We start from the raw sequence: 12860 nt of genomic DNA, 5'->3' as shown, positions 1-12860 counted from the left end.
TGTATATTTTATTTAATCACGGTATAATAGTAGATAATAACTTATAATTAAGAAGGTGACTATTATGTTTTTAAGGTTACTATTATTATTTACTATAGTTCCCATGGTTGAATTATCAATATTAATTAACTTAGGTGGGTATATAGGTCCACTAGCTACATTGGCTTTAGTAGCTTTAACTGGGGTGATAGGTGTTAGCTTAGCCCGTGAACAAGGTTTTATTGTGATAAGTAAGATTAAAAATTCTTTGGATAGAGGTAAGCTGCCTGCTGATAGTTTAATTGAAGGGCTCTTAATCCTAATTGGGGGAGTGATGCTCTTAACTCCAGGTCTATTGACTGATATTAGTGGTTTTATGTTGATTATACCGTTTACTAGAAATTTAATCAGAGATATAGTAAAGAATAAATTCAAAGTTCATATAAGCCATAAACAAAGTTCTTTTAATTATCAGGATAAGAGGAGTAACTATTCTGAAGTTAAATATCAAGCAGAGGATGAATGGGAAGATTTATCTGATTCAATAGATGTAGATTATGAAGAGATTGATGATTAAAAAACTGGGGGAGATCTCCCAGTTTTTTAATCTTTTAAATTCTGGATTTTTTGGATGATTAAAGTTTATAAATATATAGATTAAAATTTTACCTATGTGTATATGGTACTAAGTAACTATAAATATATTTCTCTATAATTATTTTTCCACTAATACAACAGTTTACTAACTAATCATTAGCTAACCCTAATAATTGTTCCGATTTAATTAAATGTCTAATTTTTGTTACTTTCATTAAAGGTTATACTCAACTCTTCTAATTCATCATTGCTATTAATATTTAACTTATGATTAAAATTACCCTTAGCTATTTGGTTTAAGCCATCTAATATTTTCTTAATACATTTAGCTAAATAATGAGAAAACTTAGCAGAGATAACGATAGATATAACTATTACAAATACCAATGAAATTATTAATGCTTTCAGAGTGCTTGATTTAAATTTATCTATCTTGCTGTTCTATTCATCTAAGTAATTATTAATGACAGATTCATAATCCTCCTTATAAAAAAACTTTTATTTAAAAGATTAATTTCAATGAAATGTAAAAATAAAAAAGAATAGCTCAAATATATCTGAGCTATTCTTTGAATTTAAGAGCTATATTATATAAAGGGTTGCTTAAATTTTATCTTTATTAATTGAATTTTTTTGAGTATAAGACTTATTCACCACTAACTCTCCTGAAACTTCCCAGTTAGTAGCAGGTTTTAGAGTCCTTACTAATCTCTTGCTGCCAATTCTATCTTTTTCTTTATAAATATCTTTAACTCCTAAAATTTTTATAAGAGATATATTTTCATTAGATTTTATTAAAGAGTAGGTTTTTAAAGCTATATAAGACAAAGTATAAAAGCCTACAAGTATTAAACCTGCTATAAGTCCTGAAGCTTGACCAGAAATTAAAGGCATACTGCTTATAATTGCTACTAAGAAAAATAATGCAGCTAGAGAAGTATAAGGATATCCTGTAAGTTGGCAGTTTCCTGTTGGTGGACATCCCTGTTTTTTTCGAAATTTATAATGTGTAGCCATAATGATAACATAGGTAAAGAGCAAAGAGAAACCTCCTGAGCTTACTAAAAAGACATAGATTTCACTTGGGAGTATATAAGCTAATCCCATACCTGCAACCATCCCTATTCCAGAGAATATTATTCCGCGAAAAGGAACATCACCTTTATCCTTTAACCATGAAGGGGCAGAGCCTTCTTTAGCAAGGGAACGCACCATTCTCCCTAAACCAAACATAGCTGCAAGCATAGTTGATAGAATTGCTATGATTAAGATGATATTCATAATGTTTGCAACCCAACTAATACCTACTCTATCTAAGGCAGCTACAAAAGGGCCTACGTCTTCTGTAAGTACTGCTGTTGGAATTAAAGGTAGAAGTACGAGTATAGCGAAAGAATATAGCCCTACAAGCCCTAATACTGTATATTTAATAGCACGGGGAATAGTAGAATGGGCATCTTCTGCCTCAGAAGCGGCTAACCCAATCATTTCAAATCCTGCATAGGTGAACATAACTATTAACATACTACCTGCAAGACCTGATAGACCACCAGGAAGCAAGGGTTCAGTAGCTAAAGCTCCTATGCCGATAGCTGTTCTATTTGGGGTTAATCCGAAGATAAGTGCTAGACCTATTAATATAAATGCTACTATAGCTGATAGTTTGATTAAGGCTAAACCGCTTTCTAATGTTGTTAATATTTTAGCCCCTAATAAATTTAGGAGTGTTACTGCAATGATAATCAATATGGATGTTAATGGTAAAGAGATTGTAGGTAGCCAAGATCTGATTAATAATGATGCAGCTGTAGCTTCACTGGACATAGCTAAAATTAAACCAGTCCAATAAACCCAGCCTACAACAAAGCCTACTAGGGAACCAAACATTCTTTTTGAATATGTTCTAAAAGAGCCAGGTAGTTGTTCTGCAACAGTCATCTCAGAAAGGGCTGTCAAGATAATATAAACTAGTGCTCCTACCAAAAGATATGAGATTATTATACTAGGACCAGCTGTTCTAATAGCAATAGCTGATCCCAAAAAGAAAGAACCTCCTACTACTGTTCCAAGAGCCAACATGGTAAGATGCCAAACTGATAATCCACCTTCTTTAGACATATTTATACCTCCTGTATAGAAATTAATCATACCTTAGTATGTACTTAGTTGTCTTTAATTATTAAAAAGTAATATAACTTTATAAATATCATTATTAATTAAGTTGAATATAAAACTAATTAATTACAGATAATATCGATTGATAGTTTCTGAATAAAATCTAATAATATTAGATAAGACTTATTTAACATAGAGTGTGTTAATAACTTAGAAAATAAGTAATTTGATTTTAGTATACAAAGATATATTATTTTAAATAACTAAAATTATAGATTTTAAAGAGATAATAAAAATTTTTAAAAACGTTAACATCAACTTGACATATATTCACTTGTCTGTTAAGATAGAAAAAAATAAAACAGAATTTAAGGAGGAAGTAGCGATGAGTAACTTTACTAAAGAAGATATTTTACGAAAAGCTGAGGAGTTAGAAGTTAAATTTATCAGATTACAGTTTACTGATATTTTAGGAGTAATCAAAAACGTAGCGATTACAGTTAATCAATTAGAAGATGCATTAGATGGTAAAATTATGTTTGATGGTTCATCTATTGATGGTTTTACTAGAATTAATGAATCGGATATGTATTTAAAACCAGATTATGATACATTTACTGTATTTCCATGGAGACCAAAGGATGGTGCAGTAGCAAGATTAATCTGTGATGTATATATGCCAGATGGAACTCCATTTGAAGGTGGACCAAGAAATGTATTAAGAAGAGCTTTAAAAGAGGCTGAAGAGATGGGTTATCAAATGTATGTTGGACCAGAACCAGAATTCTTCTTATTTGAAAGAGATGAAGAAGGTAATCCAACTACTATTACTCATGATCAAGGTGGATATTTTGACTTAGGACCTATCGATAAAGGTGAAAACACAAGACGTGATATTGTATTAGCTTTAGAGCAAATGGGCTTTGAAATGGAAGCATCTCACCATGAGGTTGCTCCAGGACAACATGAAGTTGACTTTAAGTATGAAGATGCTTTAAGAACTGCTGATAATATTGCTACATTTAGATTTGTAGTTAAGGCTATTGCTAATGAGCATGATTTACATGCTACATTTATGCCAAAACCAATCTTTGGTGAGAACGGTTCTGGAATGCATATGAATCAATCTCTATTTAAAGATGGAAAAAATGCATTCTATGATGAAAATGATAAATTAGGTTTAAGTCAAGAGGCTTATTATTACATAGGAGGATTATTAAAGCATGCTAAAGCTATTGCAGCTATTACTAATCCTACTGTAAACTCTTATAAGAGATTAGTACCAGGATATGAAGCTCCAGTTTATTTAGCTTGGTCTGCTTCTAACCGTAGTGCATTAATCAGAATTCCAGCAGCTAGAGGAGCAGGAACAAGAGTAGAGATGAGAAACCCTGATCCATCTGCAAATCCATATTTAGCTACTGCTGTTATGTTAAAAGCAGGATTAGATGGAATTAAGAATAAAATTGAACCACCTAAAGAGATTATTGAAGATATCTTCGAAATGACTAAAGCTGAAAGAGAAGCAGCAGGAATTGATAATCTTCCAGGTAGTCTTTTTGATGCTATTCAAGAATTATTAGCTGATGATTTAGTTAAAGATGCTTTAGGAGAACATGTTGTAGAGCACTTTGTAGAGGCTAAATTAATCGAATGGGATGTATATAGAACTCAAGTACATCAATGGGAATTAGACCAATATTTAAAAGTATTTTAATTAAATGTATTAGGTAGGTTACAGCATTGTAACCTACTTTTTTTTATTAAAGAAATTTAATAACTAAAACCTTATATTTAATTCTAGATCTACAAGTTTGTTGATATAATTCTTTATAGAAAATTAGTATTTTCTCATCTAAGGAGAGCAAATTAACTATTAATTTTGATGTTATTCTATTATTTCTAAGAATAGGGAAAGGTAAGGTGCTTTTTTAAAGGTGATATTTAGTAAGAAAGTAAAGAGATTTATTAGTTCCTTTTAGATACTTTATAGATATAGGAATTGATAGTTCAAACTTTATCTATTTTATAATATATTTAAAGGTAATTATGCTTTAATCTAGAAGTTTTTTAAGTATATTATAAAATTAGGAGGAGTATTAATGAATAGAAAATCTTATCTAATATTAATCAGTATATTTTTATTATTAACCTTCTTGACTGGATGTTTGGGGGGATTAAGTGCTGAGGATAAGGAGGGGATAAGTAAGAAGATAAACTTATGGGTTGAAGGTATTAAAGATAAGGATGATTCTAAAGTTTATTCTGCTATGATTCCACAAGGAGCTATAAAAAGTAAAATTGAATATAAGGATGGTTCTTCCCTAGGTAATTCTTTTGATAATAGAGATATTTATATAAGTAATATAACATCATCTATAACTTGGCTATATACAAAAGCAGAACAATTTGAAATCAAAAATATTGTTATTTCTTCAGGGGATAATACCGTAACTGTTATTGCTGATTTTAATTCAAAGAGTGTATTTATTAATAGGGATATTATTATCAATTTACTAGAACAGGATGGTTATGATGTATCACTTCTAAGAAATGATAAAAGTCTTCAGGTTGTTACAATGGATAGCGGGAAAATAGTGTTTAAATTATTAAAAATAGATGATGAATGGTATATTAATGAATTTAGTTTATTAGATTATACTATTAATTACGGTTATGATAAATAATTTTTTAGAATTAATACCGAAAACATTTAAATGCTTTTCGGTATTAATAATTTTGGCTAAGAAAAAAAGTAAGTTGCTTTTTAGGCGAAAATTAACCAAGAGTTTGTGGTTAAAAAATATATAGATATTAAATTATAATTATTCAACAAGGTATAGACATATTTGTAATTCAAATGGATTACCAACAACCATATAAGTTGTTATATAATGGTATATTTTTATAACTATATAATGAAGAGAAGGTGTTTGAAATGCAAGTTAATTTAATATTGGGACTTATATTGTTTTTGGGTCTTATTGCTAAAAATAACTCTTTAATTATCTCTGGGATAGTATTATTAGCTGTTAGGTTACTTAAAGCAGACCAAGTTTTGAATATCATTGATAATTATAGTGTTAAAATAGGGATTATTTTAATTATGTTAGGGGTTTTAACTCCTTTAGCTACAGGAGATTTAAAATTAGAAGGGATAACAGAGAATATATTAAATCCAGTTGCTATTTTAGCCTTAGTTATGGGAATTGCCGTAACTCAGTTTACTAGAGAAGGATTATGGCTAATGGAGAATAAACCAACAGTAACAATTAACTTGGTTTCTGGGGTTATTTTAGGGGTTGCCTTCTTTAAAGGTGTTCCAAGTGGACCTTTGATTGCTAGTGGGATTACAGCAGTTATTTATAAGCTGATTTCTTTATTCTTATAAAGATAAAATTTGAGATAAATTATAGAATAAAGTATTAAATTCTAATGGGGGTTGAATTTAATGAAGAAGGTATTGATTGCTTATTCTAAAGATGAGAAGTTATCTAGTATAGTAGATGGGTTGAAATTAGGTTTTGAAGAGCATGGGATCAAAGTAGATACAGAAGAGATATTAAATAATTCAACTAAGATTTATTTTGGTAGATATGATCTGGTGGTAGTAGGCAGTCTCAATTTGGGGATATTTGGAGGAAAGATAGATCCCAAGATAGATTTATTCTTACAGAATGCCAAGATGACTACTGGACAAGATGTTATAGTTTTTGTACAAGAAAGATTTTGGGGAAGGTCTAAAGCACTAAAATCTTTAATGAATAAATTAGAATCTTTAGGGTGTGTTGTAAAGGACTTTAGAGAATTAGCAAGCAAAGAAGATGGTCAAAGATATGCAAAAGGATTTCAATTATAGTCTTGAAAAAATTAAGGCTAGAAGGTATAATTAATTATTGTTGTATTATAATATTTTGGTGAATGATTGTTATTTATTAAATTATAATAAATAAAAGATAACTGATTATCAATTACTAATCAGTAAATATAGAAAGAGGTTGATACCTTGCCACAAGAGGTAAAGATTATGATTAATAGTTCGCAGATTGAAGGTTTGGATAAGAATGAGATTGCATTTAAGACAAAAGGTTTACTTTATAATAAAAAAGGTATTTATTACTTGAAATATAAGGAAGATTTAGAAGGGTTAAAGGGTGTTGAGACTACTTTAAAGATAAAAGAGGATGAATTAACTTTGATTCGACAAGGTCAAGTAAGAATGATACAGGAGTTTGTTCTTGATAAACAGAGTGATTTTGATTATCATACCCCTTATGGAACTTTAAACTTTCAAGTTGAGGTCAAAGAATTAAATATAGATGTAGATTCTTTTCAAGGAATGATTGATTTAAGCTATCAATTATATAATGGAGAAGAGATAATAAGTGAGAATCAGTTAAATATAACTTATAAGGAGGATTAATATGGCTCTGGTGCAAAAGTTAGAGGAGAGATTGGTAACAGAGATAGAGCAGGCGATTAATAATGCAAAAGAGCTGAATATCGAAAAGTTACCTAATATTAAATTAGAAGTGCCACGTGACTCGGCTCATGGTGACTTTGCAACTAATATTGCTATGGTTTTGGCTGGACAAGCTAAGATGCCGCCGCGTCAAATAGCTGAGATAATTAAAGAGAATCTAGCTGATGTGAAATTGATTGAGAAGGTTGAAGTAGCAGGACCAGGTTTTATCAATTTCTTCTTAAGCAATCAATGGTTATATGATGTATTAGTAGAGATTGAGAAACAGGGTGAAAGTTATGGTAAGGTTGATACAGGTAAGGGTAAGAAGGTACAAGTAGAGTTTGTAAGTGCTAATCCAACAGGACCTCTTCATGTAGGGCATAGTAGAGGGGCAGTTGTTGGAGATGTACTAGCTAACTTATTAACTGCTGCTGGATTTGATGTTACTAAGGAATATTATATCAATGATGCTGGAAATCAGATGAACCTTTTAGGAAAATCTGTTGCAATTAGATATCAAGAGCTGTTAGGAGAAGAGGTTGAGTTTCCTGAAGATGCTTATCAAGGTGATTATATAAAGGATATTGCCCAAACAATTATTGATGAAGAGAATGATAAGTACCTAAAAGACGCGAAAGCAGAGAACTATGATTATTTTGGAGAACGTGCTTACGAAGAATTATTAGCTAATATTGAAGATGATTTAGCTAGCTTTGGTATAGAATTTGATAATTGGTTTAGTGAGCGAACTTTACATCCAGAGGCGATAAATCAAGTTGTAGAGGAATTTAAGAATTCCGAATTGATTTATGATAAAGAGGGAGCATTATGGTTTAACTCTAGTAAATTTGGAGATGACAAGGATAGAGTAGTAATCAAAGATGATGGAGCACCTACATATTTAGCTGCTGATATTGCTTACCATAAGAATAAATATGATCGTGGTTTTGAAGAGGTTATCAATGTTTGGGGTGCAGACCACCACGGGTATATTGAGAGAATGAAAGCGGTAGTTGAGGCTTTAGGTTATGATAGAGAGGCTTTACAGGTTATTTTGGTTCAACTTGTAACCTTATTACGTGATGGTGAGCAGGTACCGATGTCTAAACGTGCTGGTAACTTTGTTACTATGCGTGATGTGATTAAAGAGGTTGGTAAGGATGCTGCTAGATATTTTTATGTAATGCGTAGTACCGATAGCCATTTGGATTTTGATTTGGAGTTGGCTAAAAAAGAATCTAGTGATAATCCTGTTTACTATATTCAATATGCTCATGCAAGAATCTGTAGTATTTTAGAGCAGCTTAATAATGAAAATGTAGTTTTACCTCAAGCAGCTAGCTTAGATTTAAGTCCGTTAACTGATGAGGCTGAGATTGATTTGATTAAGAAGTTAGCAGATTACCCAAATGAGATAGCCAAGAGTGCAGAAAGTAGAGCACCACATCATATAGCCCGTTATGCTTATGATTTAGCTGCTACTTTCCATAAGTTCTATAATAAATGTCATGTCTTAATTGAAGATAAAGCTTTAATGGAAGCTAGAATAGTATTAGTTTTAGCAACTAAACAAGTCTTACTTAATGTATTAAACTTATTAGGGGTATCGGCTCCAGAAAGTATGTAGTTAAAGACAGTGACAAGTGACGGGTAATGAATAAAATGCTTTTAAAGGTCTTACTTGTTACTATTTTGAATTTGGCGGGGTTTAGAAGGATAGAATATATCTAAGGAGGAATAGTGATGAATCAAATGTTAATGGCAACTATAAGTGGATTAATTGTTGGAGCTTTGTTTGGCTTTTTGAATTTACCTATTCCTGCTCCACCAAATTTAGCAGGAGTTTTAGGGATTATAGGAATATATATAGGGTTTATACTAATTAAGTCTTTTACGTGAATTCAAAAGACTAGAAAATTAGGGGTAACTGTCTCTAAATTTTCTAGTCTTTTTATATGGAAGAAGTTAAGATAGACGTCTGACAAATAAGTTGAGTGGGTTGTGAGTGTGAGAAACAGCGACCACTTTAGTGTTTATTGTTTAGTTTTAGATTAATTACTCACACTAATATAAAGGAGGAAGATATATGACAAAGTATATTTTTGTAACTGGAGGAGTTGTATCGTCATTAGGTAAGGGAATTACTGCGGCATCGTTGGGAAGGTTATTAAAAGAGAGAGGTTTGAAGGTAGCTGTACAGAAGCTAGATCCTTATATAAATGTTGACCCAGGAACTATGAGTCCTTATCAGCATGGTGAGGTATTTGTTACTGATGATGGAGCCGAAACAGATTTGGATCTAGGGCATTATGAAAGATTTATTGATATAGATGTAAGTCAGAATTCTAATGTTACTACTGGTCAGATTTATTCTACAGTACTTGCTAAAGAGCGTAGAGGAGATTATTTAGGTGGAACAGTTCAGGTTATCCCTCATATTACCGATGAAATGAAATCTAGAATTAAGCGTTTAGGTGACGATAAGGATGTTGACGTCGCTTTAGTAGAGATTGGTGGTACTGTAGGAGATATTGAAGGCTTACCTTTTTTAGAGGCTATTCGCCAATGTAAGAGTGATTTTGGTGCTGATAATGTAATGTATGTACATTGTACTTTGGTTCCTTATTTGGCAGCAGCAGGGGAGCTTAAGACAAAGCCAACACAACATAGTGTTAAAGAGTTAAGAAGTTTAGGGATTCAACCTGATGTAATTGTTTGTCGTACAGAACATGAACTACCTAAAGAGGTTAAGGAGAAGATTGCACTCTTTTGTGATATTGATAAAGAAGCTGTTATTCAAGCTAAGGATGCTAGTTGTATTTATGAGTTACCTTTAATTATGGAAGAAGAAGGTTTGGCTAGAATTGCTTTAAAGAAATTAGGACTTCGTTCTAAGGTGTCTGAACCAGATTTATCAGAATGGAAGAAGATTGTTAGTACAATGAAGAATTTTGACAAGAAGACTACTATTGCAATTGTAGGTAAGTATGTAGAGCTACAAGATGCCTATATCAGTATTTCTGAATCTTTACAGCATGCAGGAATTAGTAATAATGCAGAAGTTGATATTAAGTGGGTTCATGCAGAAGATATCGAAGAGGGTAATGCAGATAGCTATTTAGATGATGTAGATGGTATCTTGGTTCCAGGTGGATTTGGAGATAGAGGTGTAGAAGGAAAGATAGAAGCTATCCGTTATGCTCGTGAGAATAAAGTGCCTTTCTTAGGAATCTGTTTAGGTATGCAATGTGCAGTAATTGAGTTTGCTCGTAATGTATGTGGAATGGAGAAGGCCCATAGTGCTGAATTTGTTGATACAGAGTATCCAGTAATTGATCTAATGCCAGAACAGAAGGATATTGAAGATATGGGTGGAACAATGAGATTAGGATTATATCCTTGTAAATTAGCTAAAGATTCCGTTAGTCGTGATTTATATCAAGAAGAGGTAATTTATGAACGCCATCGTCATAGATATGAGTTTAATAATCAGTTTCGTAAACAGTTAACTGAAGCAGGATTACTATTATCTGGGGTATCTCCTGATGATAGATTAGTAGAGATTATAGAGGTTCCAGACCATCCTTGGTTTGTAGCAAGTCAATTCCACCCAGAATTTAAGTCTAGACCAAATAGACCACATCCTTTATTTAAAGGCTTTGTAGAAGCTACAGTAAAATAATTTTAATTATTAAAAGCGAGAAGATTCTCGCTTTTTTTATTTGGAAGTATATTGCTTCTTGCCACTGGTTACTCGTTACTTGTTATTGTCTTGTAAATAATTTTATTTTCTTGTGTATATCTATGGAATAATATGTAAATAATATTACTAACAAAAGATATATGGAGGAGATAATTATGAAGAAAGCTATATTAACTTTAATTATATTGTTAAATGTTCTTGTTTTGAATAATCATGTTGAGGCTAAGGAGATAACTGGTCAGATAATATCGGTAAATGCTAAGCAAGATACGATATTATTAAAAGGTAATGATAATAGCATAAAAGAGTATAGAGTTAGGTTAAACGCAGAAGTTTCTTTAAATAACAGAGAAGTATCTTTAGTGGCTTTAAGACCAATTACCCCTGATACTTTTCAATATGCTAAAGTTGATTTAGATAGCTCTGAACAGGTAGTGGCTATAGCCAGTTTTTATAGAGTAATTGATATTAAAGTAAAAGAGGTTAATGAAGAATCAATTATTTTACAGAACTTAAATACAGGTGAAGAATTAATTTACTCACTAGATTCTGAGATAGAACTGATACGGAATAACTTTGCTGATGATTTATCTGCATTGAGAGTTGGTGATAAAGGAATAGCTATCTTTGGTGTTGAAAATAAGCTAAATAAACTAGTTCTATACCACTATGAGGTCAGTGGCATGTTAACAGATATAGATTATAAAAGTCGCAGAATTACTGTTAATTTAGGTACCAGATTAAAGCCATCCTTAAAGACTTATACTTTAAACGAAACTACTAAGATAATAACTGCAGCAGGAGAGATTGAGTTAGAGTCATTAGGGGAGTATAGCTGGATTCAATTAGAGATTGGTCAAAATATAAAGACCATAGTAGCAAGAAGTATATAAAGAATCCATAAAAATATTCTTATATTATTGAACAATATTTTATCTATTAAAAGGATTTCTCTATCTTTGTAGAGAATAATTATCAAGGAAGGAGTGGAAAGGAGGGGGAGCCAATAATGTTACTTCAATGTAATGCTACTCTGGCCTGGAGATGTCCTCTTTGCGGAGAATTAGAATTAAATCAGATCAGTATATTTGATTTTTCAGGAAAAAATAGATTAGAAATAAAATGTGGTTGTGGATATACTAAACTAGTATTTGGAAAGAGTAGTTCTAAAAAATATTGGTTAGAATATGCTTGTGTGGTTTGTGAATCCACACATAGAGTCTCTTTTACCCAAGGGCAGTTTTGGGTCAATAGGGTTAAAAAGATTAAATGCTTAGATAATGGAGCTGAATTAGGGTATTTAGGACCTTATGAAGATGTAAAAAGATTGGCTGATCAAGAGGAAGAATATTTAAGGTTGATGATAGATAAATTGGAGTTTGAGGATTATTTTAATAATCCTGAGATTATGTTATCTGTCTTAAATGAACTACACGATATTGCTGAAGCTAATGGTTTGGTCTGCCAATGTGGAAGTTCGGATATTGATATAGATATGTTACCTCGTGAAATAAGGCTAACCTGTAATAGGTGCCATGGTGTAACTAGAATAAGTGCAGAGACCAAAGAAGATTTAGCATTTTTAAGAAAGATAAAACAGATTAAAATTTTAGAAGGTGTAGTAAGTGCTTTAGAAGGGATAAATCTATAGTGACTAGTTTTAGATGTTAATGAGAAAGTAAAAATAAATTTCCTAAATGTAGTATCTTTCCCCAGTGAGATATTTTTATAATTTATATTTACTTTAATATATTTTTAATTATTGTTTGACTCTATACTTATTATAAGTCATAATATAAGAAGAGTGGATACTATAGTATATTAAACCATTTTATATAGGACATTTAGTTGGGAGAAGTCATGATTAATATACTTATCAGGAATATTATAATAAACATACTATTTTACAGCAGATTGTATCGATTAAATTCTTTATGAGATCTACTTCTTCAAAAAATGTCGAAAAAACTAAAATTAAAGAAGGATTTTAATTCTTCTTTA

At 31.3% G+C, this 12860-nt stretch carries 13 protein-coding genes; 11 read left to right on the top strand and 2 right to left on the bottom strand.

Translation table 11 applies throughout. The annotated features are described in order from the left end of the window. Positions 1-64: 64 nt before the first annotated feature. Entirely contained in the window at positions 65-556 is a 492-nt protein-coding gene (locus U472_RS15245) for an FxsA family protein (protein ID WP_068719596.1), read from the top strand. Between the two features lie 215 nt (positions 557-771). Here the strand turns inward: U472_RS15245 and U472_RS17775 are convergent, their stop codons facing one another. Both U472_RS17775 and U472_RS15235 read right to left on the bottom strand, forming a co-directional pair. Continuing rightward, complete coding sequence (locus U472_RS17775) at positions 772-963, bottom strand: HAMP domain-containing protein (protein WP_068719595.1); 192 nt, start codon at positions 961-963, stop codon at positions 772-774. 216 nt (positions 964-1179) lie between these two features. Beyond that, positions 1180-2694 (bottom strand): amino acid permease, encoded by a 1515-nt coding sequence (locus U472_RS15235; protein WP_068719594.1) that lies wholly within the window; start codon positions 2692-2694, stop codon positions 1180-1182. A gap of 382 nt (positions 2695-3076) precedes the next feature. On the opposite strand from U472_RS15235, the gene glnA reads away from it, so the two are divergent. The 10 genes from glnA to U472_RS15185 all read left to right on the top strand — a co-directional run bounded on the left by glnA (position 3077) and on the right by U472_RS15185 (position 12510). Beyond that, positions 3077-4408: a type I glutamate--ammonia ligase gene (gene glnA, locus U472_RS15230; protein WP_068719593.1), complete on the top strand. Its 1332-nt coding sequence runs from the start codon at positions 3077-3079 to the stop codon at positions 4406-4408. Positions 4409-4793: 385 nt separating this feature from the next. Next, on the top strand, positions 4794-5378 hold the full coding sequence (locus U472_RS15225; protein WP_068719592.1) for a hypothetical protein: 585 nt from the start codon (positions 4794-4796) through the stop codon (positions 5376-5378). 251 nt (positions 5379-5629) lie between these two features. Beyond that, entirely contained in the window at positions 5630-6082 is a 453-nt protein-coding gene (locus U472_RS15220) for a DUF441 domain-containing protein (protein WP_068719591.1), read from the top strand. Between the two features lie 60 nt (positions 6083-6142). Then, complete coding sequence (locus tag U472_RS15215) at positions 6143-6550, top strand: hypothetical protein (protein WP_068719590.1); 408 nt, start codon at positions 6143-6145, stop codon at positions 6548-6550. 168 nt (positions 6551-6718) lie between these two features. After that, positions 6719-7114: a YwiB family protein gene (locus U472_RS15210; protein WP_245684828.1), complete on the top strand. Its 396-nt coding sequence runs from the start codon at positions 6719-6721 to the stop codon at positions 7112-7114. Between the two features lies 1 nt (position 7115). Then, a complete protein-coding gene (argS, locus tag U472_RS15205; protein WP_068719588.1) occupies positions 7116-8783 on the top strand; it encodes an arginine--tRNA ligase in 1668 nt (555 codons plus the stop codon). Positions 8784-8899: 116 nt separating this feature from the next. Next, positions 8900-9055, top strand: coding sequence for a XapX domain-containing protein (locus tag U472_RS15200; RefSeq protein WP_068719587.1), 156 nt, complete (start codon positions 8900-8902; stop codon positions 9053-9055). Between the two features lie 187 nt (positions 9056-9242). Beyond that, positions 9243-10838: a CTP synthase gene (locus U472_RS15195; protein WP_068719586.1), complete on the top strand. Its 1596-nt coding sequence runs from the start codon at positions 9243-9245 to the stop codon at positions 10836-10838. Positions 10839-11014: 176 nt separating this feature from the next. Then, a complete protein-coding gene (locus U472_RS15190; RefSeq protein WP_068719585.1) occupies positions 11015-11752 on the top strand; it encodes a hypothetical protein in 738 nt (245 codons plus the stop codon). Between the two features lie 116 nt (positions 11753-11868). Next, positions 11869-12510: a hypothetical protein gene (locus tag U472_RS15185; RefSeq protein ID WP_068719584.1), complete on the top strand. Its 642-nt coding sequence runs from the start codon at positions 11869-11871 to the stop codon at positions 12508-12510. Positions 12511-12860: the final 350 nt, after the last annotated feature.

This window comes from Orenia metallireducens (genome assembly GCF_001693735.1).
Taxonomy (GTDB): domain Bacteria; phylum Bacillota; class Halanaerobiia; order Halobacteroidales; family Halobacteroidaceae; genus Orenia; species Orenia metallireducens.
Note: the sequence above shows the minus strand (reverse complement) of the source record. Positions and strands in the feature narration are given on the sequence as shown.

Bases quoted from the DNA above. Each gene is read 5' to 3' on its own strand.
- U472_RS15245 (WP_068719596.1), top strand. From the start codon at position 65: ATGTTTTTAAGGTTACTATTATTATTTACTATAGTTCCCATGGTTGAA.
- U472_RS15235 (WP_068719594.1), bottom strand. From the start codon at position 2,694: ATGTCTAAAGAAGGTGGATTATCAGTTTGGCATCTTACCATGTTGGCT.
- glnA (WP_068719593.1), top strand. From the start codon at position 3,077: ATGAGTAACTTTACTAAAGAAGATATTTTACGAAAAGCTGAGGAGTTA.
- U472_RS15225 (WP_068719592.1), top strand. From the start codon at position 4,794: ATGAATAGAAAATCTTATCTAATATTAATCAGTATATTTTTATTATTA.
- U472_RS15220 (WP_068719591.1), top strand. From the start codon at position 5,630: ATGCAAGTTAATTTAATATTGGGACTTATATTGTTTTTGGGTCTTATT.
- U472_RS15215 (WP_068719590.1), top strand. From the start codon at position 6,143: ATGAAGAAGGTATTGATTGCTTATTCTAAAGATGAGAAGTTATCTAGT.
- U472_RS15210 (WP_245684828.1), top strand. From the start codon at position 6,719: ATGATTAATAGTTCGCAGATTGAAGGTTTGGATAAGAATGAGATTGCA.
- argS (WP_068719588.1), top strand. From the start codon at position 7,116: ATGGCTCTGGTGCAAAAGTTAGAGGAGAGATTGGTAACAGAGATAGAG.
- U472_RS15200 (WP_068719587.1), top strand. From the start codon at position 8,900: ATGAATCAAATGTTAATGGCAACTATAAGTGGATTAATTGTTGGAGCT.
- U472_RS15195 (WP_068719586.1), top strand. From the start codon at position 9,243: ATGACAAAGTATATTTTTGTAACTGGAGGAGTTGTATCGTCATTAGGT.
- U472_RS15190 (WP_068719585.1), top strand. From the start codon at position 11,015: ATGAAGAAAGCTATATTAACTTTAATTATATTGTTAAATGTTCTTGTT.
- U472_RS15185 (WP_068719584.1), top strand. From the start codon at position 11,869: ATGTTACTTCAATGTAATGCTACTCTGGCCTGGAGATGTCCTCTTTGC.